Origin of the sequence: Bradyrhizobium sp. 40 (assembly GCF_023100925.1) — a bacterium.
Classification (GTDB): domain Bacteria; phylum Pseudomonadota; class Alphaproteobacteria; order Rhizobiales; family Xanthobacteraceae; genus Bradyrhizobium.
This window is the reverse complement of record NZ_CP064688.1, coordinates 2,141,999-2,165,481: the sequence shown is the minus strand read 5'-3', so window position 1 is coordinate 2,165,481 and position 23,483 is coordinate 2,141,999. Positions and strand designations below refer to the sequence as shown.

Genomic DNA, 23,483 nt, shown 5'->3' with positions numbered 1-23,483 from the left:
ATAACGATCGTTACAAATATTGTACTCCGACGTGGTGATCAAGGGCGCGACCTTGATTTTTATAACGGTCCATACAAATATATGCGTGGAACGTGGCAACCGGGGTTCTGACGACATGGCACGGAAAAAGAGCGAAACGAGCCCGGCCCGCCGGGGACGGCCACCGGCCTACGACGCAGAGACGGCCTTGAAGCGGGCAACGGAAACGTTCTGGAGGACGGGCTATTCCGGTACCTCCCTGGACAAGGTCGCTGCCGCGACCGGGATGAGTCCGCCGAGCCTCTACGCAGTATTCGGCAACAAGCATGCGCTCTATCTCGAGGCGCTCGCGCGTTATTGGGAGATCAGCCTGGCCGCGACGCGTGAGGCTCTCGCCGGGGACCATCCCTTGGACGAAGCGCTGATGCTGGCCTATGACGCGGCGCTGTCGATCTATTTTTCCGGCAAGGGAACCGCGCGCGGCTGCTTCGTGGTGGGGACGGCGGTGACCGAAGTCGCAGAAGATGCCGCGATCCGGAGCAGCGTCGCGGCGGGACTGCGCATGATAGATGCCGATTTCGAAGCCCGCTTCCGCCTCGCGCAGGACAAGGGCGAGCTGAAGCGCGACGCCGATCCGGCGGCGCTTGCCATTCTCGCTTCAGCCACGATGCACACCATTGCCATTCGCGCCCGTGCCGGCGCCCGCCGCTCCGAGCTGAGGGAGATGGCCCGAAAAGCGGTCGATGTGCTCTGCGGATGCCGGCGATGATCTCGCGGATTTCGGGCATGGCTCCACCCGGCAATAGCGACGACCAGCTTTAGCCTGCCGCTGCAGCCCCGCGCCGCGGCAGCTTCCAGTCGGGGCGGATGAAGTGGCAAGTGTAGCCGTCCGGATAGCGTTCGAGATAATCCTGATGCTCCGGCTCGGCTTCCCAGAACTCGCCCGCGGGCGCGACCTCGGTCACGACCTTGCCAGGCCAGAGACCGGACGCCTCGACGTCTGCAATCGTGTCCTTTGCGATCCGCTTCTGTTCGTCGCTCGTATAGAAGATCGCCGAGCGATAGCTCGTGCCCAAATCATTGCCCTGGCGGTTGAGCGTGGTCGGATCGTGGATCTGGAAGAAGAACTCCAGCATGGTCCGGAAGCTGGTCTTGGCGGGATCGAAGGTGATCTCGATCGCTTCGGCATGACCTTCATGATTGCGGTAGGTGGCATTCTTCACCGTGCCGCCGGTGTAGCCGACGCGGGTGGAGGCCACGCCCGGCTGCTTGCGGATCAGATCCTGCATGCCCCAGAAGCAGCCTCCGGCCAGAATTGCGCGTTCCGTTGTCATTCGATGCTCCATCCGTTTAGCTGAGATGCTTACCGCTGTTCTGCGATGGCACGCAGGCGCGGGTCATCATGGTCGTCGTGATACTCCAGGCCCAATGGGCCGATGGCGGAAACCTGCGTGACGTATTCGCCGGACTTCGCCCAATGAAAATGCCAGGTCTCGCCGGGCAGCACGATAACACTGCCCGGCGGATAAGCCTTCACTTTGTCGCCATCAAAGCCTTCGCCGAGCCCGATGTAGAACACACCCGACATGACCGTGTAGATGCGGTCCTCCGGATGCTTGTGCGGCATCAGCCTGGTGCCGCCGGGCACTTTCACCCGGACTACGTAAGGCCCGGGCTCACTGGGGTGGCCAACCATGACGGCCAGCCGCGCGCCCGGCGGGAATGCCGGAAACGGCTGCCATGCGATATCCTCGGGCAGAATGGCCCGGAACCTGTCTTCGTCCGGCTGATGTTGGCGGGGCATGACGGCAGTCCTGGTGTGTTGAGCTAGATCAGTTTGGCGTCGAGCGTGATTGCGGCGTTGAGCACCTTCGACACCGGGCAGTTCTTCTCGGCTTCGCCGGCGATCTTGGCGAAACCTGCGTCATCGAGGTTCGGCACCTTGGCACGCAACGTCAGCGCCGATTTGCTGATCTTGAAACCCTTGCCTTCAGGTTCGAGCGTGACCGCGGCTTCTGTCGAGAGCTCGTCAGGCGTGAAGCCGGCGAGCTGCAGGCCGAAGGCCAGCGCCATGGTGAAGCAACCGGCATGGGCCGCCGCGATCAATTCCTCGGGATTGGTGCCCTTCTCGTTCTCAAAGCGGGTCTTGAACGAATAGGGCGTCGCGGCGAGCACGCCGGATTCACTCGATAGCTGACCGGTGCCATCGCGACCGGTGCCTTTCCAGACTGCTGTTGCCTTGCGGATCATCTCAATTCTCCATGTTTGATTCAGCACCGGGGCTCGGTACCGGACGAAAGCGACATTGGCACGACCACCTGTCGCCGTTCCGCCCGGCCGAACGCCGCAGCGGTTCCGTTAGGCGCCAATCTGTCCGACGTGGAAGCCGAGCCGGTTCTCAACGTCACCGGCGCGGTGGAAGCCGCGCGACATCAGCGCCTTGATGCGGGTCTGACTCGCGGGGCGGCTGAGCGAGGCCAGGAACGCGTCCCATTCCGGCTTGATCTCGACATCCGGCGGCAGGCTCGCGACGTCGACGAGGCGCTTGGTCTCGGCAATCGCCTCCTTGTCGAAGGACGCGATGCGCATAGCCAGCGCCTCGACGAAGCCGTCGAGCTCGGCATCCGGCAACGACCGGTTCACATAGCCGTAACGTTCAGCGAGATCGCCGTGGATATCGTCGGCGCCGAGCAGAACTTCGAGCGCGCGGCCGCGGCCCATCAGGCGCGGCAACCGCGCCATCGGCCCGCCGCCGGGCACCAGGCCCGCACCGACTTCCCATTGCGACAGAATCGCCTTTTCGCGGCTGGCAAAGCGCATGTCGCTCGCGAGCGCCAGCTCGCTGCCGACGCCGGTCGCGCGACCCCGGATCAAGGCAATCGAGACGACCGGCGCGCGGCTGAGACGCACCAGCATGTCGGGCAGTGCCTGCAGGCCGGTCGGCCCGGGCGGGATACGAAGCGAATCCTCGAGCGGCGCGAGGAAGTCGTAATGTGTGATGAAGAAGCCTTCGACGGCGCTGTCGAACACCACGACCTTCACCTCAGGATCGGTCTCGATCGCCGTGACGACGTCGTCCAGAAGCGGAAGTTGCTTGGGGCCGAAGATATTGACCGGGAGCATGTCGAAGGTGACGCGCCAATACGACGGCAGCCGACGTTCCAAGCGGATTTGGTCCGTCGTGAAAGTGCGTTCGGGGCGGTTCATGATTGCATTCCTCTCTGTGGGGAAAGAAGGGAACGCGCGGAAGTGCGCGTCCCCGCAGGTCTCAGATCGACTGACGCAGCGGTCGGAAGGCGGTGCGCATTTCCGCGGAGAACAATGCGGGCTGCTCCCAGGCGGCGAAGTGGCCGCCCTTGTCGAGGCGGTTGTAGTGCATCAGCTTCGGATAGGCCTTCTCGGTCCAGCTGCGCGGCGCGGCGTAGATCTCGTCCGGGAAGACGCTGACGGCGACCGGGATCCTGATCTGCTTGGGCTCGAAGAACACCAGCTTGTTCTCCCAGTACAGCCGCGCCGACGACACCGCGGTGTTGGTGAGCCAGTAGAGCGTGATGTTGTCGATCACGTCGTCCCGCGACAGCCCTTCCGTCTTGCCGTCGAACACCCGAGCGATCATCGCGGTGCTGCGCGAATCATGGTCGAGCATCCAGGACGCGAGACCCGCCGGCGAATCCACCAGGCCATAGAGGGTCTGCGGCCGGTTGGACATCTCGATCGCGTAGCCGAGACCATGCTTGTAGAAATCATCGAGCTGATCGTAAGCGTAGCGCTCGTCCGCCGAGAGGTTCGACGGCCGCGATCCGCCGGGCTGAAGCGCCTTGGCGATGTCATCAGGAACGGTCGCGGGCATATTGGTGTGGATGCCGAGCAGTTCCGGCGGCGCGATCACCGCCATCTGCTCCGTCACGGCATTGCCCCAATCGCCGCCTTGCGCGACATAGCGGTTGTAGCCGAGCCGCTTCATCAGCACGATCCAGGCGCGCGCCACGCGCTGGGGGTCCCAGCCCAGCTCCGTCGGCTTGCCGGAGAAGCCGTGGCCGGGCAGCGAGGGGATCACGAGATCGAAGGCGTCCACCGCCGTCGCGCCGTGTGCGGTGGGGTCGGTGAGCGGGCCTACGATCTTCATCTGCTCGATGATCGAACCAGGCCAGCCATGCGTGACGATCATCGGCAGCGCGTTTTCGTGGTACGAGCGAACGTGAATGAAGTGGATGTCGACGCCGTCAATCTCGGTGACGAATTGTGGCAAGGCATTCAGCCGCGCCTCCATCTTGCGCCAGTCGTAGTCGTTCTGCCAGTAGCTCACGAGTTGCTGCACCGTCGTCAGCTGCACGCCCTGTGATTGATCGGCGACGATCTCGCGATCGGGCCAGCGCGTCGCCGCGAGACGGCGGCGGAGATCTAGCAAATCCTGCTCGGGCACGCTGACGTGGAACGGGCGAACCGCCCCACTCACGCCCGCCTTCGCGGAATGCAGCGGCAGCAAGCTCGATACGCTTGCGGCAACCGCGGTCATCGCGGCCTGGCCCAACAATTGACGGCGGTCTGGATTGAGAATGTCGATACGTGCTTGCGTGGTCATGTTCGATCTCCCTGGCTTTGGTCGGTGACGCTGACCGAATTCGACATCAACGCCTCGGTTCGTCATGCAGAGAGATTGGCGCAGGCCCTGGCAATTTGCTCGTTATGGGTTGTTAGACCGCGTTAGCCGTTGCGAGCCGCGCCGAGCAGGGCAAGCGGCGATCCGCGATGCGCACCGCCAAAGCAACACAGCGCGCGATGAGCTCATTCATCACGCGCCGCGTCGGCTTGCCTCAGTCGAAGAATCCGTGCTGTCCAGCTCAGGATGGCAGCGGCTGGCCCGCCTGCTCGCGGACGATGTAATCGGCGTACCAATCGGCCCAGTTCTCATCGTGCCCGCCGGCCCGCTTCTCGTGCTCGCCATGTGCCGCCGCCGCGCGGCGCAGTGCTGCGGCCAGCGCAGTCTGTGAAGCGAATGTCGTGCCGCCGCCCGCGATCCGTCCCGGCAATCGCGTCGTGACCTCCTGGAACAACCAGCCATTGCCGTCGGGATCGCTGAACGACGCATATGAGCCGTAGCTGCCGCGCTTCGGGTCAGCACCGCTCACCCGAACGCTGCCGGAGAGATAAGGCTCGTCGGTCCCGGCGTGAACATCGCCGGCACCGTGGAATGGAGCGCTGACCTCGACGCCGCGGTCGAGCAGATCCGTTCGCGCCGCCTCCAGATCGGAGACGATCAGGTACAAGCCTCGCGCCGAGCCCGGCGCTGCCGCCGTCACGTTCCTGCCGAAGATCACCGAGCAGGCCGAACCCGGCGGCGTGAACTGGATCACGCGCCAGTCATCGCCGGAGGCAAAATCGGCGTCCAGTCGCCAACCGAGACGCGCGTAGAAGGCCTTGGCGCGATCGACATCGGACACCGGGATCACGATCACCTCGAGCCGCTGATCGACGCTAGGCGATGTCGAAGGCGTCTTCGTAGACTTGTTGGAAGGCTTGTTGGAAAGCTTGGCCGCGGCGTCGCGGTCGATTTCGGTAGTGGCCATGTCGAACTCCCTGGGTTGGATCTAAGACGAGCTTCAAGCAGCTGTGATCGGCATCACGATGGTAACCCGTGTGCCGTCTTCTCCCGCCTCGCCCTGCAGCCGGCCGTGAATGCTGCGTGCGAGTCCTTCGAGAATCCGGCTGCCGGTGCCCTGAAGCGGCCCGGTCGCGCCGATCCCGTTGTCTGTTACCGTGCAGAACCAGGCGCCGTCGCGATTGGCCATGTCGATGCGGATCAGTGCGTCATTCCTGTTCGGGAAGGCGTGCTTGGCCGCGTTCGTCACCAGCTCCGTCAGCATCAGCGCAAGCCGATGGCATTGCGACGCCGGCAGCGTCCCGCTTTCGATCGCAGCCTCGCAGCGGATGCCCGCCGGCTCCAGCACGGCCTCGGAAATCGCTCCGCACAGGTTTTCGAAGAAGGCCGCGACCGGGATCGCCGTATGGTCGTCATTGTCGGACAAGAGCTGATAGAGCCTGCCGAAGGCGACGATGCGCCGCTCGAGCCGGTCCGCTGCAAGCGACACGTCCCTGGTACCCGTTCTGGTGAAATCGCGGCGGACTGACGCACCGAGTATCGTCAGCGTGTTCTTCATCCGATGGTGGGATTCCCGCAGCACGAGCTCCCAGTCACGCGACTGATCGTCAAAACTAGCTACAAATTGAGATCGAACGACGTCGTCATTCGGCCGAGCATCGATACCGGACATCGTAGCCTCCCCGTTGGAATTAACGCCAAACTCGGAACGGATACTGGATGCAGTTCGTGCGCATTGCTCGTTAGACGTTGCAAGATTCTGTTATGATGGCGGTACGACGACGGGCACTCCGAACGTGAGCTGGTCGGTCAAGCACGCTGCCGGGTTGTCCCGATCGCTTCGCAAGATGCTCGCGTTTGAGTACAATTTGCGACGGATCGTCGCGCGCGACCGGCCAATTGCCGGCACCCTCCACGCGATTTCGCCACTTTCGACCAGTTTACTCAGGGTTCCCTTCTGGTAGATCAAAGTGCAGAGTTCAGCTCTTTCACTGGAATGATTGGCACGTGCCGGACACTAACGACCAGGATTCGGCCATTGCTTTCGGGCCTTTCCGGCTGTTCGCAAAGACGCGGCTGCTCGAGAAGGACGGCGCCCCGGTTCACCTCGGCGGCCGTGCGCTCGACATTCTCGTTTTTCTCGCCGAGCGAGCCGGCGAGGTCGTGGACAAGCGTGAGTTGATGCGGCGGGTCTGGGCCGACGTGAATGTGGACGAAGGCAGCCTGCGCTTTCACATCACGACACTGCGCAAGGCCTTGGGCGATCCGGGCGAAGGCTCCCGCTACGTCGTCAACGTCCCCGGACGAGGTTATTGCTTCACGGCCGCGCTGCTCCAGGCCGCCCCTTCGGAGAGCCGGACCAGCCTGCCCGTTGCTGCGCCGCGCTCGCTGCCCTCGCCGCTCGCGAGGATGATCGGGCGGGACGATGCGGTCGAGAGAATTTCCGCCGAGCTGGCCTTGCATCGCTTCGTCACGATCGTCGGCCCCGGCGGAATCGGCAAGACTTCGGTGGCACTGGCGGTCGCGCATCGCGAGCTCCAGGCCTTCGACGGCCAGGTGTGTTTTGTCGATTTCGGCGCACTGAGGGAGACCCGGCTCGTTACGGGAACGATTGCGGCCGCGCTGGGCCTGACAGTCAATTCCGACGACCCGATGCCGGGGTTGCTGACATTCCTGCGCAGCCGGCGGATGCTGCTGGTCTTCGACAGTTGCGAGCACATCCTCGACGATCTCGCCCCTCTGGCCGAGCGCATCGTCCGGGAAGCGGGCGAGCTGCATATTCTCGCCACCAGCCGCGAATCTTTCCGCGCCGAAGGTGAGCGTGTCCATCGGCTGTTTCCATTGGATTGCCCGCCACAGCGCGACGGCCTCGGCATCGCCGACATCCTTGCCTATCCTGCAACTCAGCTCTTCGTGGAACGCATCGCAGAGAGCCTGAGCGAGTTCGAGCTCAGCGAAGAGGATGCGCCGCTCGTCGCCGATATCTGCCGTCGGCTGGACGGCATCGCGCTCGCCATCGAGCTCGCGGCCGGGCGTGTGAATGCCTATGGCATCGCCGGGACCGCCTCTCTGCTCGACAGCCGTTTCTCGCTGCTGTGGCGCGGGCGGCGCACCGCCGTCCCGCGGCACCACACCCTGAGTGCGGCGCTCGCCTGGAGCTATGATTTGCTGCCGGCAACCGAAAGCGCAACACTGCGCGGATTGTCGGCATTCGTCGGGCCATTCACCCTGGGAGCCGCGCTTGCGGTCGCATCCTGTCAGGGCATTGGCGAAGCAGAAGCCGCCGAGGCGATCTCCAATCTGCTTTCCAAATCGCTGATCGCGACCTCGCCTGCGGAGCGGCGGCTGCGCTATCGCCTGCTCGACACCACACGTGCCTTCGTCGCGGAGAAGCTCGTCGAGAACGGCGAAGCGGACCGCGTCGCACGCGCCCACGCCGAATATTTTCGCGACTTCCTGCGCGACATCGCTCTCCAATCCACGGGCATGCAGAGTGCCGGCGGCTTTCTTCCCTATGCCGACCACCTGCCCAATGTCCGGGCCGCGCTGAACTGGAGCTTTTCGGACGGCGGGGACGGAACGATCGGCGTGGATCTGGCGGCGTCAGCGGCCCAGTTCTTCCTTGAGCTGACATTGCTGACGGAATGCTACCGCTGGACCCAGCAGGCGCTGGCGTCCCTCGACGCGAGCGCGGAGGATGGCCGCAATGAAATGATCTTGCAGGCCGCGCTCGGCGTCTCCGCGATGTTCACGCAAGGCAATACCGAAGCGGTCCGCTCGGCATTCACGCGCAGTCTCCAGCTTGCGCGGGAGCTCCAGGATTTGCACTGGCAGCTCTGGCTGCTGCGCGGATTACACATCTACCTCACCAGGGTCGGGGATTTTCACGGAGCACTCGGAATCGGTGAACAGGGCGAAAGCGTCGCGCGGAAGCTGAACGATCCCGCCAGCACGCTGAACGTCGAATGGATGTTGGGGGTCGCCCATCATTTAATCGGCAACCAGGACAAGGCAGTGCAGCTCTGCGAGAGCGCGATGTTGCATAATCCCGGCTCGCAGCGGCTGAATATCGGTCATCTCGGCTATGACGACCGCATCGTCGCACTGGTGGCGCTGGCACGCGGGCTTTGGCTCACCGGCCGGCCCGATCGTGCGATCGAGGCGTCGCGATACACCATTCGCGAAGCCGAGCTGCTCGAACAGCCGCTTACTCTCGGTATTTCCTTGATCTGGACCATCTACGTGTTCCTGTGGGTCGGCGATCTGGCCAATGCGGAAATCCTGATCGAGCGGCTGATCGATCATTCCGCGCGGCACTTCCTCGGGCCCTATCACGCGGTCGGCATCGGCCAGAAGGGTGAGCTGCTGCTTCGCCGCGGCGACGTCGCCGCCGGCATCGAGCACCTCCGCCGCAGCCAGGCCACGCTGTACGCGACGCGACACCGGATCATGACGACGGTGTTTGCGACTGCGCTCGCGGAGGGTCTCGCCTTCCAGAACCAGGCCGGCGAAGCCTTGCAGACCATCAATGATGCCATCGCCGAGATTCCCGATCATGGCGAATCCTTCGACATGCCGGAGATGCTCAGGGTCAAAGGCGACATCCTCGCCCGGTCGGGCAAGGCCGCGGAGGCCGAAAGCTGCTTCCGGGACTCGCTCGATCTGTCACGTCGCCAATGCGCGCTCGGCTGGGAGCTGCGGGGGGCCATCAGTCTCGGCCGGGTCTGGCGCCAAGCTGGTAAAGCCCGAGACGCCCGCGCCCTGCTCGCTCCGCTCGTCGCACGATACCAGGAGGGCCTCCAGACCCGTGATCTCGTCGCCGCCAGGGAGCTCCTTACGGCGCTGAATTGAGAGTATCTTCAATGGGATACCGCAAGGCTATCCGCTCGCAACTCCTAACAAATTCTAACACGCCAAGCCGCATCCGCCCCGCCATGGTGGTGACACTTCATGGTGGATATGGCGGGACATGGCGCTTCTTGACGAAGTAATTGATGCCAGCGGCGGAATGGCCCGCTGGAATAGCTTGAGCCGGTTCACGCTTCACCTCTCCGTCGCCGGAACGCTGTTCTCCAGCACCGGACATGCCAGCGAATTCAAGGACGTGACGGCGGAGGGCTCGATCCGCACCCAGTCGGTCCGCTTCACCGGCATCACCGGAGGCGAACACTCTGGCTCTTTTCAACCTGACGCGATCACGATCGAAAGCCTCGAGGGTGAGATTCTCAGGACCTGGCCCAATCCGAGCCTTGCGTTCACCGAGACTGGTTCGCCCGCGCTCGCGGACGAACTGCATCTCGTGTTCTTCTGCGGCGTCGCGATTTGGAATTATCTGACCAATCCATTCCTGCTCGTCCATCCCGACGTGGTGGTGGAGGAACTGCCGCCGTGGCAGGAGAACAACGAGTCATGGCGGCGGTTGCGGGCGCAGTTCCCGCCGGGCCTGATCACGCTCGCGCCCGAGCAGATCTTCTATTTCGACCACAACGCGTTGCAGCGGCGGACCGACCACGATCTGTTCGGCATGAAAGTCGCACATTACTCTTGGGCCCATGACAGCTTCGGCGGCATCGTGGTGCCGACGCTCCGACGCGCGCAGACGCTGCGGCCCGACGGAACCGTGGTCGCCAAGCCCGTGCTGATGGACGTCGAGATCTTTGACGCCGTCTTCGAGTAGCGGGACGCGCGACATCTCCGTGCTCTCAACGTCTAACAATACATAACGCGCCAACAGCCGGCCTTGAGTGCAGATTGGGATCGCGAGCAACGAACGACGTGACGTGCTCGGACGAGATCCAGCTCGGCGCATCTCCGCCACAATGGAGTGCGTCATCGCCGCAAACGCACTCAAGGAGAACGGTCATGAAAATATTGATGGTCATCACTTCGCACGACCAGCTCGGCAACACCGGGCGCAAGACGGGCTTCTGGCTCGAGGAGCTCGCCGCCCCTTATTTCGTCTTTAAGGATTCCGGGGCCGAGATCACCCTCGCCTCGCCGAAGGGTGGCCGTCCGCCGCTCGACCCCAAGAGCAACGAGCCCGAATTTCGCACCGACCTGACGCTGCGCTTCGAAGCCGACGCCGACGCAGAAGCCCAGCTCGACAGGACGGTTCGCCTCGACAGCGTCAAGCAGGAAGATTTCGACACCGTCTTCTACCCAGGCGGTCACGGCCCGATGTGGGACCTCGCCGAGGACAAGGACTCGGTCAAGCTCATCGAATCCTTCCTTGCCGCCGGCAAGACAGTCGCCGTCGTGTGCCACTCGACTGGCGCGCTGCGCCACGTCAAGGCGCCCGACGGCAAGCCACTGGTCCAGGACAAGGAGGTGACCGGTTTCACCAACGGTGAAGAGGAGGACGTCGGCCTCACCAAGGTGGTGCCTTTCCTGGTCGAAGACGAAATGCTGAAGCTCGGCGCCGTCTTCTCGAAAACGGCAAACTGGGGCGTTCACGTCGTCACCGACGGCCTCTTGATCACGGGCCAGAACCCGCACTCCTCGGGTCCAGCCGCGCAGGCCCTGCTGGCCGCCCTGAAGGGCAAGCCGCTGGCACGCGCTTCGTAGTTCCCGGATGCGGCACATCACGAGAGGTGCCCGCAATCGGGCCTCTCGACGCCGACAGGCCGGAGGCATGCCCCGCAGCAAGCGCAATGTCCGGCACTTGCGACACATCTTCACGCCACATGCTGGATTCGGAGCGATGACATGAACATCCCAATCACTCTTGCCCTATCAGCCGCTTTGGCCTGCGCGACCGTGCAGGTCTCGGCGCAGGATCTGCGATCGAGCCGGCGCTCGATCAGCTATCACAAGGTCGACACCCGCGGCCTCGAGATCTTCTACCGCGAGGCCGGGCCCGCCGACGCTCCGACGGTGCTGCTGCTTCACGGGTTTCCCTCGTCGTCGCGGATGTGGGAACCTCTGATGCCGCTGCTCGCCGACAAATATCATCTGATCGCGCCGGACTATCCCGGTTTCGGCAACAGCAGCGCGCCGCTGCCGTCCGATTTCAACTATACGTTCGACAACATCGCCGCCGCAATGGGCGAGCTCACAACGAAGCTCGGCCTCACGGACTACGTCTTGTTCATGCAGGACTATGGAGGTCCTGTCGGCTTCCGCATGGCGCTGGCGCATCCCGAACGCGTTCGCGCCATCATCATCCAGAACGCGGTTTCGCACGAGCAGGGGCTGAGCCCGCTGTGGAATGCGCGCAGGAAGTACTGGGCCGATCCGGCACGCGAGCTCGAGGCGCTCAAGGCCAACTTCACATCCCTGGAGGCGACGCGTCAGCGGCATCTCGGCTCCAGTCCGCGTCCCGAGCGCTACGACCCCGACGCCTGGATCGACGAATACGCGTTCCTGACGCGTCCCGGCCAGGCCGAGATTCAGACCACGCTGTTCTTGGATTACCGGACCAACGTCGCCTCCTATTCGAAGTGGCAGGCTTGGTTGCGCCAGACGCGGCCACCGACGCTGGTGGTCTGGGGCAAATACGATCCGTCCTTCACTGTCGCAGGCGCGACGTCCTATCGCGACGATGTGCCGGATGCCGAGGTTCACATCCTCGAAGCCGGCCACTTCGCGCTAGATGAAGCCACCGACGAGATCGCTACGCTTGTCCGCGACTTCCTGGCGCGGCTGGGTGGACACAAGGGTTGAGCACTGGTGGCGCGCTCAGCAGCGAGAAGGGCACGGTCGTGTCGATCTGGTCAGGCCGCCGGCCCGTTCAGCATATGCCGTGCTGCAATGAGATCGGCGGTCTCGAAACCTTCGGAGAACCGGGCATAGGTTTGAGCGAGCTGTGCGAGCGGATTTTGTACATGCTGCCGGATTCGAAGCCGCGCCAGCGACATCTCGGCTCGCAGCCGCCAGGACAAGGCGCCCTGCTGTTCGGCAAGCGAGATCGAGGCGACAAGATCCGCCTCGGCCGCGTCGGGATTGCCGCCAAGGATCTCCAGCTCTCCGCGCAGGCGGAGCAGCTCGGGCAGGTCGAAGGCGCCGCCTTCCTGCTCGACCCGAGCAATGGATTCGTGAAGAACCTGAATGCCTTCCGTCAATTGTCCCAACGTGACCAAACCTTGGGACAGATCCGCGGCGAACGCCGAGGCATAGAGTTCGTAGCGATCGGCATGCAGGCGTGGAAGCGCACTCCGCATTAGGTCGACGCCGCCGGCCACCTCGCCCCGGGCGATCATGCTCTGTGCCCGAAAACCCGTCGCGACGGCTTCGTAGGGCACGAGTCCCTGCATGCTCGCATGCGCCGCCAGGCGATCGGTCATGGCCTCGACTGACGACCAGTCGCCGAGCCAGCCGAACACCGAAGCGGACCAGCATAATGCGATACAATGCATGACCACGTCATGCGGCGCCGAAGCGCCGACGAGCGGCCGGACGCATTCGAGCGCGCGATCGGGAAAGCCGCGCAGCCATAGGACGCGCGCGAGCGGAATCTGCGGTGTGCGTGAATAGGCGAAATGCCCAGGTTGCGTCCCGCGGAGCGCAGCGTCGTCGCGCAGGCCCTGGTCGAGATGGGCTTGCGCCTCGGCCTGGTCTCCGGCGAGGTGATATGACACGCCGAGCAGCGCTTTGCTCCCGGCGATGCCCGCGGTATCGCCGATCACACGGGCAATCCGCTCGGCGTGAAGCGCAGTCGGCACCAGATGCCGATAGCGACCGGTCCGGCGGTAGAACATGTTGAGCCGGGACAACAGCCTGAATGTGTTGGCGTGATCGGAAAGCGCTTCCGCTATCTCCAGCCCGCGCCTGAGCGCCGATTCCGCCTGCTCGCTGTTACGCTCGGTGAACATGAAGGCGTGACCGAGCGTCGACTGAAGTTCGAGTTCCCATGCGCCGCCCCGGTCGGCCTCGTCCAGCATTGCGAGTGCGCGATCGGACCAGATGCGGGCCTCGTTCAGCAAATTGAGTTCGACGAACAGCCTTGTGCAGCTGCCGGCGAGCGGCACGCGCAAGCCGGCGCCGTCGTCGTTGGCATAAGCCCATTGCAGCGCAGCGCGGGCATCGGCGAGCAGGCTCGCGCGTTCCTGCAAACGTGACGCATGATCGCTGCCCTCCTTGTCCCTCATGCCCGCTTCGAGCGTGCATTGAACATAGAGAGCATGACGATGCGCGATCTGCGCCAGCTGTCCGCCGTCGGCCAGTTTCTGCAGGGCATAGGCACGCGTTGCGTCGAGCAGGCGATAGCGCCGCGATGCGCCGTCCGGCTGGGTGGAAACCAGCGACTTCACCACGAGTTGCTCCAGGGCCTCGACGACGCGATCCTCCGCCATCTCCGCCCCGGCCGCGACTGCTATCGCGCCCTTCAACGTGAAGTGACCTGCGAAGACGGCGAGGCGCTGAAATACGATCCGCTCGCTCTCGCCGATCAGACCGAAACTCCAGTCGAGCGTAGCGCCGAGCGTCTGCTGCCGCGGCGGCGCCGTCCGCCGCCCGCGCCATTCGAGCTGCAGCCGGTTGTCGAGCAGCGCCGCCATCTCGCGCAGTCCATAGAGACCGACACGTGCGGCAGCCAGCTCGATCGCCAGCGCGATGCCGTCGAGCTTGCCGCAAATCCGGGCCAGGACTTCGGCATCCTCGTCGGTGATGTCGTCGCGATGCCCCGCCGCGACGGCGCGATCGACGAACAGGCGCACGGCGGGATAGGCCAGCACCTCGCCGGCACTGAGACGGGTGCCCTGCGGCGGACCAGGGAGCGAAACGAGCTCGAAAATCTGCTCGCCTTCCACCAGCAGCGACTCGCGGCTGGTTGCGAGGATGACGATGCCGGGCGCCTCCCGGTAGATGTTTTCTGCAAGGCGCGCGACCTCCTCGATGACGTGCTCGCAGCTGTCGAGCACGAGAAGCAGCCGGCGGCCGCGCAGGAAATTGACGATGCTGGCCGAGGGGTCCTCGTGGTGCACGACGAGGCCCAACGCGGCTGCAACCGTGCTCGCGACCAGCGCTCCGTCCTTGAGCGGACCGAATTCGAGGAAATGGACCTTGCCGTCGAAGCTATCGCACATCTCGTGCGCGAGCGCGGTCGCAACGGTGGTCTTTCCGATGCCGCCCGGCCCTCGCAGCGTGACGAAGCGATCGCGGAGCAAGCGCGCTGCCAACTCGGCCACGGCGTCCTCCCGCCCGACCATCCGGTCCAATCGGCGCGGTAGCGACGGTGGCGGCGCGGCCCTTTCAGGCACACGCGACGCCGGTGTAGCCACCTCCGCGCGCCCGCCACGCCGCACGGGCGCGACAAAGCAATAGCCCCGGCCCGGGATGTTGGTGATGTAGCGGGCACCATCCTTTCCGTCGCCGAGCACCTTGCGCAGCTCCGCGACATGGACGCGCAGGCTGACCTCCTCGACGGAAAGTCCGGACCACGCATAGCCGAGAATTTCGTTCTTCGGGACCACTTCGCCGGCGCGACCGACCAGCAGGCGCAAAATATCCGTCGCGCGGCTGCCGAGCCTGACCGGCAAGCCATCCTTCTCCAGCAGCCGCGACCGAAGCGAAAATGGCCCGAACGCGACGGCATCGAGATCCAGAATCGTTGCGGCGTCGCTGCCGCGGGGGCCATGTCCTGCCGAGAGCTCGGTCATTTCTGACTCATCCTGACGATCGCTCCTTCGAAATGCGGCGCGACTATACCCGGCACCGATGCGAGGTCCAGCGAGGGCAACGCATGGAACTCACACCGCCGCATCGATCTCCTCGCGACGTCCGGCGCTCTCCTGAGTCGGATCGAGAATGCGCAAATATCTGATAAATTGTACAAAAAGGACGCTTCCTGAGACGGGATGCCGCACCTGATGCGCTCCCACAAAAACTAACACATCCTAATCACCACTAACGAGCTTGCAGATCAGCTCACGCCTATCCTCTCAACATGGAAAGCAGGGCTTTGCACGTTTGCTGGTTGCAAACAGCGGAGAACGCCCGGAGAGGACGAACGATGTTGACCAATTTGCAGGCAGGTGATGCCTGGATTGAATTTCCGGGCGCCCCGGGGGATTGCGAGCTCCCCCGGGCAACACAGGCGATCATTCGCGAGCATCAATGGCGTCAGGTCGATCCGCGCACGGGCGCGGTGGCAGAGGACATCGCGATCTCGCGATGGGAAGACCCGCGGAGCACCTCGTCGCACCAAGCGACGACGCCTGAGGATCGCTATTTCGTCGGCATCGCCCTCAAGACCACGCGGGCGAAACTGACCCGGGATCGCCAAGTCATTTTCGACGGGACCATGACCGCGGGCACACTGTATCTCACCGCGCCGTCGAAGCCCCTTGCCGTGCAATTCCAGTCGCCATGCGCCTTCCTGCACATTCACATTTCCGCGGACCAATTTCCGGCACAATTTTCCGGGACCGAGGGATTGAATGATCTCGTCCTGTTGCGCGATCCGCTCGCAGCCGAGCTTGCCAAGGCGCTAATCGAACTTGGCGACGCCGCGGACCACGATTTTACGCGCTGCATCGGTCAAACCCTTGCGATGCATCTGGCGCGCCTGGAATTGCCACGCGCCAGGGTCAATGCCTTGCCGAAATGGCGACTGCGGCGCGTCGAGCAATATGTCGCCGATCATTTCCACCGCTGCATCAGCCTGTCCGAACTCGCCAACGTCGCCGGCCTGTCCAGAATGCACTTTGCGGCGCAGTTCCGCGTCGCGACCGGTTACCGGCCCCGCGAATATCTTCTCAATCACCGGATCGAGCATGCCAAGATGCTGCTGGCAACCACCGACCGGCCGTTGGCGGAGATCGCGCTTGCGATCGGCTTCAGCACGCAGGCGCATTTTTCGACCGTGTTCAAGCGCATCAGCGATCAATCCCCGGCACGCTGGCGCCTCGCCAGCAAGGGCGAACGGCGAGAGGTCCAAGCACTCCCGCCGCGTCATCCTTCTACGGAGAGAGACTGGATCAGCGCAGCCGCGTGAACATTCGCTCGCGCCCTCATCCTCCCGGGCCTGCGAGCCACTCGGGGCTGTCCCTGCACCCACAGGGCGGCCCCTTTTTTTCTACACCGGATCGAAAGCCCGGATCGGCGGCAGATTGCCGGTGAACTTCTCGACCTCGACTGTCGTGAGCTGGCCGGTGCAGCCCTGCGCGAAGGACGAGGTGCCGACGTCACGTGTGAGCACGTTCGGGTTGCCGTGCACGCAGAGCGGCGCGTCGTCTTCGGGGTCCATCGGGTCGTACCAGGCGCCGGTCGGGAGCTGAACCACGCCGGGCGCGATACCGTCGGTGACGTGAACCGCGGCGAGACAGGCGCCGCGCGCGTTGAACAGCCGAATGATGTCGCCGTGCTTGATTCCGCGTGCGTCTGCGTCCTGCGGGTTCATGCGCGCGACCTCTCGGCCGCGATGTTTGCTTTGAAGCGAATGTCCACCGAAATCGAGCTGACTGTGCAGACGCGTCACTGGCTGGTTGGCGACCAGGAAGCACGGCGCCCCCGGCTTCGGCATGTCGGACTTCTCCAGCCAGACCGGATGGCCCGGGCAATCCGCATCGGCATGACCCGCGATCTTGGCAGAGAATATTTCGATGCGACCGCTCGGCGTCGGCAAAGCCTGGTTGACGGGATCGTCGCGGAAGCGGCGCAGCCGGCCGCCGTCGTCGGGCTGTTGCGGCACCACCAAGCTGCCCCGCCGCCAGAACTCTTCGAAGCTCGGCGCCTCCAGGCCGCGCGCTTCGAGCGAGGCGCGGGTCGGCTCATAAAGATGCTCCAGCCACTGCCGTGACGTCCGCCCCTCGGTAAAGGGTTCGCGCGCGCCGAGACGGTCGGCGAGATCGGCAAAGATCTCGTAGTCGTCGCGCGCAAGGCCGAACGGCTCGGCAATCCGGTGCATGGCGACCATCAGAGGATCGTTGCTGGAATAGCCGATGTCTTCGCGCTCGAGCGTCATCGTCGAGGGCAGCACGATGTCGGCATGCCGGGCCGTGGCAGTCCATGCGAGCTCGTGCACGACCAGTGTGTCGACTTTCGCAAACGCCTTGCGCAAGCGATTGATGTCCTGGTGGTGATGGAAGGGATTGCCGCCGGCCCAGTAGACGAGGCGGATATCCGGATAGGTGCGCGTCTCGCCGTTGTAGCGATAGGTACTGCCGGGATTGAGCAGCATGTCGGCGATGCGCGCCACCGGAATGAAATCGCGGACAGCGTTGCGGCCCTGCCCCAGTGTCGGCCCCGGCACGTCGTTGACGCGGCGGCCGTAATAGCCGATCGCCCCCAACGAATAGGCGTAGCCGCCGCCGGAGAGGCCGATCTGGCCGAGCGCTGCCGCCAGCACCATGCCCATCCACACCGGCTGCTCGCCGTGCTCGGCGCGCTGCAGCGAATGAGAGACGGTGATGAGCGCACGCTTGCCGGCGAGCCGGCGCGCCAGCTTGCGGATTGTATTCGCGTCGACGCCGCAGATCGCGGCGGCCCATTCGGCGTGCTTGGGTTCGCCATCGCTCTCGCCGGTGAGATAGCGCAGGAAGACCGGCCATCCCTCGGTGTAGCGATCGAGGAAAGCCTGGTCGTGCAGGTTTTCCGCGACCAGCGTATGAACGATGCCGAGCATCAGCGCTGTGTCGGTGCCGGGCACGCATATCATCCATTCGGCGCCGGCCTCGACCGGCAGGTCTTCGCGCAACGGGCTGACCAGGATGAACTCGCAGCCGCGGCGGCGCGCGGCTTCCATCGCGCCGCGCTCGACGTGCTTGCTGATCGAGCCGCCTGCGACCATCGAGTTCTTCAGCGCCATGCCGCCGAACGCCAACACGACGTCGGTATCAGCCGCGATCTGCTCCCAGGTGACGTTGCGCTTGGTGATGTCCTCGTAACCGCAGAGGATCTGCGGCAGCAGCACCGAGGACGCACCGGAGGAATAGGAGTTCACCGAGCGCACATAGCCGCCCAAGGCGACGTTGAGGAAGCGATGCACCTGGCTTTGGGCGTGGTGGAAGCGGCCCGCGCTCGACCAGCCATAGGAGCCGCCGAACACCGCGCCGGGGCCGCGCGTGTCACGGATGCGTGCCAGCTCGTCGCCGAGCAGATCGAGCGCCTTTTCCCAGCTGACGGAGACGAATTCGTCGCGGCCGCGGCGATCGTCCGGACCGGGACCGCGTTCGAGCCAGCCGCGGCGGATCGCGGGTTGGGTGATGCGCGCCTGATGACGCAGCGCGCCGGGAAAATTGTCGATGATGCCGTTCGGATCGGGATCGCCCGCATAGGCCCTGACCTCGAGCCCGGCCTCGCCTTGACGTGCCGAGAACACGCCCCAATGCGAGGTGTGCGGCTTGAAACCGTCGGAGAGGTCGAGGCCGGGGTCGGGGAAGCCAATCGTATCGTCCATCGTCGCATTCCTTGTTCCGGTCGGCGCGGTCCCGGCCGTACCGATGTCATCCGGGTAGCAGTATAGCGATCCGCTCTTCGATGTCGTCGGGTCTGGGCCGGCGAATATGCCGGGCGCTCGTGCAAAGACAGATTGGCGAACATTCGCATGGACGACCGGCGGCGATTTTTCGAGCAATTTGTACTTTTATTTTCAACGCGTTAGCCGTCTGCATTCGGAGCTGTGCAGGTCCGTCTTCCGACAAGACCTGGCACGAGATCTCTTGCGGCGACACTAACATTGAAATGTGCGATATCCCGGCCCGTCACACAGCAACATCGGTCCCATCATGATCAAGCGCGTCTTGCCCTACGAAGGTCTGCTCCACGAAGTAGTCGAGCACAATGGCGTGCTTTACATCGGTGGCATCGTCCCCGAGGACACGAGCCTCGATATGTCGGGCCAGGCAAACGACGTCCTCGGGCAGTTGGCGCAATTGCTTAAGACCCTCGGAGCCGATCTGAGCAACGTCTTGCAGGTAACCATCTATATGACCAGCCTCAAGGAAAAGGCAGAGTTCAATGCGGCCTGGAAGGCGCATTTTGCACAAGCTCATCTGCCGGCGCGCGCCGCAATCGGCGTGGCCGATCTCGGTCCCGGTGTCAAACTCGAGATCACAGCCGTCGCCGCTCGACGATAGTGGCATGCCAAGGCGCCGCAAAGAACCTCACACCAAACCCATTTTGTTCTCGGCAAGATCCACGTCAGATTAGCGCCGCTTGTGAAGGATAACCGCCACCAGCGACGTTGCTGTCAGCACGATACCTAGCCCGACGGCCGGATCGCTGGCGACAATCGCCGCGAGAGAGGCACCGCATGCAGCGCCCGCCATTTGCGAGAATCCGAACAGGGCTGCGGCGATACCGGCCTTGCTGCCAAACGGCGACAGCGCTGCCGCGCTCGACAGCGGGCTCACCACTCCGACGCCGAACAGAAAGACGGAAGCCGCTAACAGAAATGGCAGCAGCGCGCCGTTCGCGAGCAGCACCGCGCAAAGCAGCCCGACGCCTCCGAGGACGGTTAATCCCAAACCGACCGACGTCGCACGGCAGGTACCAACCCGCGCCGATAGCCTAGGCGCCAGCATGCCGGCCGCAAACACCAGGAAGACGACGCCCGCAAATAGCTGACCAAGTGTGATTGGCGAGAATCCAAACAATTCGAGCAGCACCCGCGGCGCGCTGGAGAAAATCGCGAATAGACCGGCCATCACCAGTCCAGCGGTTCTAGCAGGCGCAACGAACCGGCGATCCCGAACAAGCTCCAGATAGGCCCCGGCAATTTTGAGCGGGTTCAGAGAACGACGCGCGCCGTCATTGGTTTCGCCGACGAAGGTCGCATAGGCCAAAGCCGTGCAGAGCGCGAAGGCCGCGACAAAGGCAAATTCCGAGCGCCAGCCAAAGAATAGATCGAGCACACTCCCCAGCAGCGGTGAAAAGCCTGGGGCGGCCGCGGTTGCCATTGTGATCGACGCCATGACCTTTGCAAGTGCCTGGCCATCGAACAGATCCCGGGCGATCGCACGTGAAAGCACCGAAGCCGCACATGCGCCGCAAGCCTGCATCGATCGGCCGATCAGCAGGCTCGATAGATCGCGCGCGAAAGCGCACCAGATCGTACCGGCGATGAAAATTCCGAGTCCTATCAGGATCGGCATGCGTCGCCCGAACCGGTCCGACAGCGGGCCGGCAATCAATTGCCCTATGGCGAAAATCGCCAGAAAGATCGTGAAAGCCGACGTGACCGCCGCGCTGGATACATGCAAATCGGCCGCGATGACCGGCAGCGAAGGCAAGAAGATGTTGGTTGCAAGAATGCCTGTCGCCGCCAGGGCACAAATCACTATTCTGCGCGCCGCCGCCCCTGCTTTACGCCCATGCCCCGCCGCAGAAACCGTGCCCTCGACGTCAATGGACATGCTGCGCTCCCAACTCCTGTCCAGATGCGGCGAGGCAGGGACGCCTGATCACCTACCCCACTGCGTGCCGGCGGGACGCATGCCATCCTGAACAACCGCTGCTTGGGTGTCGTCCTGCGAACGTGGGAGGAGCGCGCAAATATTTGCTGCTTCTGGGTGCTGCAGCGAGCGACCTCTCTCCTATTCGGCCAGCGGCGTCGTATAGCCTGCAACCAGCTTGACGAGATCCGCCTGGCGCGCGGCCCCTGTTTTTTCAAACAACCGGCTGACATGCGTCCTAACCGTGCTATCCGCGACCCCGAACGCCATAGCAACCTCGGGAATGCCACCGACCTCGACGACGGCCAGCAACACGCGAAGCTCGGTCGGCGTCAGCTTGAACGCGCTGCCGATGGCTCCGGGAACAGAAGCGACGGCCAGCGACGCCTTGCGAACGAACAAGGCCACCGTGGCGGTGTAAACAATACCGGCCCGCCGACGCGCGCCTGACGTGAGCGGCAATGCATGGGCCACATAGCGGTCGCCCTCCCTGCCGGTCAGCGGCACCGCGATGCCCCTTATACCAAGTGCGGCATCGCCCTGCCCCGCGGTGGCGAAGACATCTCGTAGGGTGCGATCGATCTGCGGATCGTTGGCGACCAGCCGCCCACCCACCGAACTCAAAATATCGCGGGCGTCGAGAATGGCATTCCCGGCCGTATTGGCGTGAATGAGACGTCCACCGGGATCGACGAGATACATGCCGGCACCGAGCCCGTCCAACGTGTCAACGAACGTCGCGAGTTCAGCGGCCTTGAACTCGAACATCTTCCCGATCACGACGGCACGCCTGACATGCGGCGCTATCAGCCTCATTTGCCGGCGCGCGTGCTCGTCTACGATCCCATTTCGCCGGTGGCGGAAGACCCCAAAAATGGCTGTGCTGACCGTGGTTCTGTCGACAACCGCGCTGACGAAATCGACAAGCCCCTGGGGCTCGGCCCACTGCCGGTATAGTTCACTCTGGGTGAGTGCTGCGAAGGACATCAAATCGGTCGTCGCGACCGGCTGTTCGAGGTCACCGAGAAAGTGACCCTCCGCGGAGGAATAAATCTGCCGAAAAAGTTCGACCCGCAACGGCACGTCAAATCCGAAGCGATGGGGCACCGTGGCGTGTTGAACACCAATGTCTTTGCAGAACAGCCCGCCTCCCGCGCCGCCAACGAATTGCACGATGCTGACGATGGCGTCTTCCCAACGAGAGGGATCGATTGCGGCATCGTAGATGACGCTGATCAGGTCGCTCAGTTGCTGCTGATCATCTGAATTGTCTTGCGACGATTCCGAAGCCGACCGCGGATGTGAAACCCTGTTCATTCGACGACGCGCCCCGGTATGAGGATAGCTATGAAACAACTTTAAGCTTTTCCGCTGATATCGAGCCGGTGTCGCGCTCAAATCATTTTGATCGTGTCCCATCGGGGCCGCGGGGAATATCGGCCATCCTTCAAATGGAGGATGATCAGTGCGATCGGTGACATCTTGGCCGGACGCTTCAGGTTGAAAATGAGTTGATCAGAACGCGATGCGCACGCCGCCCCGCCCGTGCGATACGGCTGCGAACGGACAACGCGCCGCCCTGGAACCCCGCCAAATAGCGCGACACTTGGCGCGGACGCGGCAATCAAGGCCTGCCCAGCAAGTGCCAGTCGCGGATAGCTTGTGCCCAGGCTCTTTCAATCCACCCTGCTTGCTGACTGATTGGCCTGTCTTGACGAGCGCCTTGGGTCAGATGTCGGCGTCCTCGGAAGCAACGACTCTTCGGCCTGGAAGCGGGACGAGCATGGCCGCGTGCTGACGATAGCGGCGGTACCGGTCGCCGAATTGCTGGACCAGATCGTGCTCTTCCAACCGAATGCCGATCAGAATGTAGGCGGTGATGCCAAGCGAATAGAGCAGATGACCGACCGTCATCGCAGGCGTGGCCCAGACCGCAAGCAGTATGCCAAGATAAATCGGATGGCGGACATACCGGTAGAGCATCGGCGTGCGAAATGTCGCTTCCGAGGGCTGTTTACCGAACAGGCGCATGAACACCTGACTGAGGCCGAACAACTCGAAATGACTGAGAAAAAACGTGCTGGCCACCAGCACGACCCAACCCAGCCAGAAGATGGCGTCGACCGCCCCCGCTGCGACCGGGTCGTTCACGGTCCAGACCGGCCTGGGGATCGGCTGCCACTGCCAGTACAGCAACAGCAGTGCGAAGCTGGCGAACAGCACGTAGGTGCTGCGCTCGACCGAAGCCGGCACAATGCGAGTCCACCAGCGTTTGAAGCCCTGACGCGCCATCACGCTGTGCTGGACCGCGAACAGTCCGATCAGCAGCACATCCACGACGATGCTTGCCGGGAAAGGACCGGCGAATCCGGAATCGATAGACTTCGGAACGATCAGATTGCCGGTGAAACCGATGAGGTAGAGCAACGCGACGAGCGTGACACCGTAAGCGACAATGCCGTAGAGAACGGCAACCAGACCCGCCATGAATTTTTCTCCCACAGATTTCGAGGTTTTTGCGTCAGTTGGTCTCATCCCGGCATCCGCGCAGTAGGAGCCTACTGGTACGAGAT

General features: G+C 63.6%; 19 protein-coding genes. 7 read left to right on the top strand and 12 right to left on the bottom strand.

Going from position 1 to position 23,483, the window contains the following annotated elements; all coding sequences use genetic code 11:
* Positions 1-31 precede the first annotated feature (31 nt).
* Positions 32-748: a TetR/AcrR family transcriptional regulator gene (locus IVB40_RS10345; protein ID WP_247818811.1), complete on the top strand. Its 717-nt coding sequence runs from the start codon at positions 32-34 to the stop codon at positions 746-748.
* Between the two features lie 49 nt (positions 749-797).
* Here the strand turns inward: IVB40_RS10345 and msrA are convergent, their stop codons facing one another.
* From msrA to IVB40_RS10310, 7 genes are all read right to left on the bottom strand, one after another.
* Positions 798-1,313: a peptide-methionine (S)-S-oxide reductase MsrA gene (msrA, locus tag IVB40_RS10340; protein WP_247402597.1), complete on the bottom strand. Its 516-nt coding sequence runs from the start codon at positions 1,311-1,313 to the stop codon at positions 798-800.
* A gap of 29 nt (positions 1,314-1,342) precedes the next feature.
* Positions 1,343-1,783: a cupin domain-containing protein gene (locus IVB40_RS10335; RefSeq protein WP_247818810.1), complete on the bottom strand. Its 441-nt coding sequence runs from the start codon at positions 1,781-1,783 to the stop codon at positions 1,343-1,345.
* 23 nt (positions 1,784-1,806) lie between these two features.
* Positions 1,807-2,229, bottom strand: coding sequence for an OsmC family protein (locus IVB40_RS10330; RefSeq protein WP_027566489.1), 423 nt, complete (start codon positions 2,227-2,229; stop codon positions 1,807-1,809).
* Positions 2,230-2,337: 108 nt separating this feature from the next.
* Entirely contained in the window at positions 2,338-3,186 is an 849-nt protein-coding gene (locus IVB40_RS10325; protein ID WP_247818809.1) for an enoyl-CoA hydratase/isomerase family protein, read from the bottom strand.
* Between the two features lie 61 nt (positions 3,187-3,247).
* Positions 3,248-4,561 carry an epoxide hydrolase family protein gene (locus IVB40_RS10320; protein ID WP_247436290.1) on the bottom strand — a complete coding sequence of 438 codons (1,314 nt, stop codon included), beginning with the start codon at positions 4,559-4,561 and terminating at the stop codon, positions 3,248-3,250.
* A 259-nt stretch (positions 4,562-4,820) separates the two neighbouring features.
* A complete protein-coding gene (locus IVB40_RS10315) occupies positions 4,821-5,546 on the bottom strand; it encodes a VOC family protein (RefSeq protein ID WP_247436287.1) in 726 nt (241 codons plus the stop codon).
* A 33-nt stretch (positions 5,547-5,579) separates the two neighbouring features.
* On the bottom strand, positions 5,580-6,251 hold the full coding sequence (locus IVB40_RS10310) for a sensor histidine kinase (protein WP_247818808.1): 672 nt from the start codon (positions 6,249-6,251) through the stop codon (positions 5,580-5,582).
* Positions 6,252-6,586: 335 nt separating this feature from the next.
* On the opposite strand from IVB40_RS10310, the gene IVB40_RS10305 reads away from it, so the two are divergent.
* The 4 genes from IVB40_RS10305 (at position 6,587) to IVB40_RS10290 (ending at position 12,241) form a co-directional block, all read left to right on the top strand.
* A complete protein-coding gene (locus tag IVB40_RS10305; protein ID WP_247818807.1) occupies positions 6,587-9,430 on the top strand; it encodes a winged helix-turn-helix domain-containing protein in 2,844 nt (947 codons plus the stop codon).
* A gap of 118 nt (positions 9,431-9,548) precedes the next feature.
* On the top strand, positions 9,549-10,256 hold the full coding sequence (locus tag IVB40_RS10300; protein WP_247818806.1) for a hypothetical protein: 708 nt from the start codon (positions 9,549-9,551) through the stop codon (positions 10,254-10,256).
* Between the two features lie 185 nt (positions 10,257-10,441).
* Positions 10,442-11,143, top strand: coding sequence for a type 1 glutamine amidotransferase domain-containing protein (locus IVB40_RS10295; protein WP_247459885.1), 702 nt, complete (start codon positions 10,442-10,444; stop codon positions 11,141-11,143).
* Positions 11,144-11,284: 141 nt separating this feature from the next.
* The gene (locus tag IVB40_RS10290; RefSeq protein ID WP_247818805.1) at positions 11,285-12,241 is read left to right on the top strand and encodes an alpha/beta hydrolase; all 957 of its coding nucleotides are present in this window, start codon (positions 11,285-11,287) and stop codon (positions 12,239-12,241) included.
* Between the two features lie 50 nt (positions 12,242-12,291).
* On the opposite strand, the gene IVB40_RS10285 is transcribed toward IVB40_RS10290, so the two are convergent.
* Complete coding sequence (locus IVB40_RS10285) at positions 12,292-15,174, bottom strand: winged helix-turn-helix domain-containing protein (RefSeq protein ID WP_247818804.1); 2,883 nt, start codon at positions 15,172-15,174, stop codon at positions 12,292-12,294.
* 353 nt (positions 15,175-15,527) lie between these two features.
* Between IVB40_RS10285 and IVB40_RS10280 the strand changes: the two genes are divergently transcribed.
* Positions 15,528-16,511: an AraC family transcriptional regulator gene (locus IVB40_RS10280; protein ID WP_247818803.1), complete on the top strand. Its 984-nt coding sequence runs from the start codon at positions 15,528-15,530 to the stop codon at positions 16,509-16,511.
* Between the two features lie 81 nt (positions 16,512-16,592).
* Here IVB40_RS10280 and IVB40_RS10275 read toward each other — a convergent pair whose 3' ends face one another.
* Positions 16,593-18,914: a molybdopterin guanine dinucleotide-containing S/N-oxide reductase gene (locus IVB40_RS10275; RefSeq protein ID WP_247818802.1), complete on the bottom strand. Its 2,322-nt coding sequence runs from the start codon at positions 18,912-18,914 to the stop codon at positions 16,593-16,595.
* Positions 18,915-19,242: 328 nt separating this feature from the next.
* Between IVB40_RS10275 and IVB40_RS10270 the strand changes: the two genes are divergently transcribed.
* Positions 19,243-19,593: a RidA family protein gene (locus tag IVB40_RS10270; protein ID WP_247818801.1), complete on the top strand. Its 351-nt coding sequence runs from the start codon at positions 19,243-19,245 to the stop codon at positions 19,591-19,593.
* A gap of 69 nt (positions 19,594-19,662) precedes the next feature.
* Here the strand turns inward: IVB40_RS10270 and IVB40_RS10265 are convergent, their stop codons facing one another.
* The 3 genes from IVB40_RS10265 to mddA form a co-directional block, all read right to left on the bottom strand.
* Positions 19,663-20,871, bottom strand: coding sequence for a multidrug effflux MFS transporter (locus tag IVB40_RS10265; protein WP_051462638.1), 1,209 nt, complete (start codon positions 20,869-20,871; stop codon positions 19,663-19,665).
* Between the two features lie 180 nt (positions 20,872-21,051).
* Positions 21,052-22,227, bottom strand: a complete 1,176-nt coding sequence (locus IVB40_RS10260; protein WP_247459900.1) for a helix-turn-helix transcriptional regulator — start codon at positions 22,225-22,227, stop codon at positions 21,052-21,054.
* Positions 22,228-22,638: 411 nt separating this feature from the next.
* A complete protein-coding gene (gene mddA / locus IVB40_RS10255; protein ID WP_247818800.1) occupies positions 22,639-23,397 on the bottom strand; it encodes a methanethiol S-methyltransferase in 759 nt (252 codons plus the stop codon).
* Positions 23,398-23,483: the final 86 nt, after the last annotated feature.

Coding starts and splice junctions, on each gene's coding strand:
- msrA (WP_247402597.1), bottom strand. CDS start 1,313: ATGACAACGGAACGCGCAATTCTGGCCGGAGGCTGCTTCTGGGGCATG.
- IVB40_RS10335 (WP_247818810.1), bottom strand. CDS start 1,783: ATGCCCCGCCAACATCAGCCGGACGAAGACAGGTTCCGGGCCATTCTG.
- IVB40_RS10330 (WP_027566489.1), bottom strand. CDS start 2,229: ATGATCCGCAAGGCAACAGCAGTCTGGAAAGGCACCGGTCGCGATGGC.
- IVB40_RS10325 (WP_247818809.1), bottom strand. CDS start 3,186: ATGAACCGCCCCGAACGCACTTTCACGACGGACCAAATCCGCTTGGAA.
- IVB40_RS10320 (WP_247436290.1), bottom strand. CDS start 4,561: ATGACCACGCAAGCACGTATCGACATTCTCAATCCAGACCGCCGTCAA.
- IVB40_RS10315 (WP_247436287.1), bottom strand. CDS start 5,546: ATGGCCACTACCGAAATCGACCGCGACGCCGCGGCCAAGCTTTCCAAC.
- IVB40_RS10310 (WP_247818808.1), bottom strand. CDS start 6,251: ATGTCCGGTATCGATGCTCGGCCGAATGACGACGTCGTTCGATCTCAA.
- IVB40_RS10300 (WP_247818806.1), top strand. CDS start 9,549: ATGGCGCTTCTTGACGAAGTAATTGATGCCAGCGGCGGAATGGCCCGC.
- IVB40_RS10295 (WP_247459885.1), top strand. CDS start 10,442: ATGAAAATATTGATGGTCATCACTTCGCACGACCAGCTCGGCAACACC.
- IVB40_RS10290 (WP_247818805.1), top strand. CDS start 11,285: ATGAACATCCCAATCACTCTTGCCCTATCAGCCGCTTTGGCCTGCGCG.
- IVB40_RS10285 (WP_247818804.1), bottom strand. CDS start 15,174: ATGACCGAGCTCTCGGCAGGACATGGCCCCCGCGGCAGCGACGCCGCA.
- IVB40_RS10280 (WP_247818803.1), top strand. CDS start 15,528: ATGTTGACCAATTTGCAGGCAGGTGATGCCTGGATTGAATTTCCGGGC.
- IVB40_RS10275 (WP_247818802.1), bottom strand. CDS start 18,914: ATGGACGATACGATTGGCTTCCCCGACCCCGGCCTCGACCTCTCCGAC.
- IVB40_RS10270 (WP_247818801.1), top strand. CDS start 19,243: ATGATCAAGCGCGTCTTGCCCTACGAAGGTCTGCTCCACGAAGTAGTC.
- IVB40_RS10265 (WP_051462638.1), bottom strand. CDS start 20,871: ATGTCCATTGACGTCGAGGGCACGGTTTCTGCGGCGGGGCATGGGCGT.
- IVB40_RS10260 (WP_247459900.1), bottom strand. CDS start 22,227: ATGAACAGGGTTTCACATCCGCGGTCGGCTTCGGAATCGTCGCAAGAC.
- mddA (WP_247818800.1), bottom strand. CDS start 23,397: ATGGCGGGTCTGGTTGCCGTTCTCTACGGCATTGTCGCTTACGGTGTC.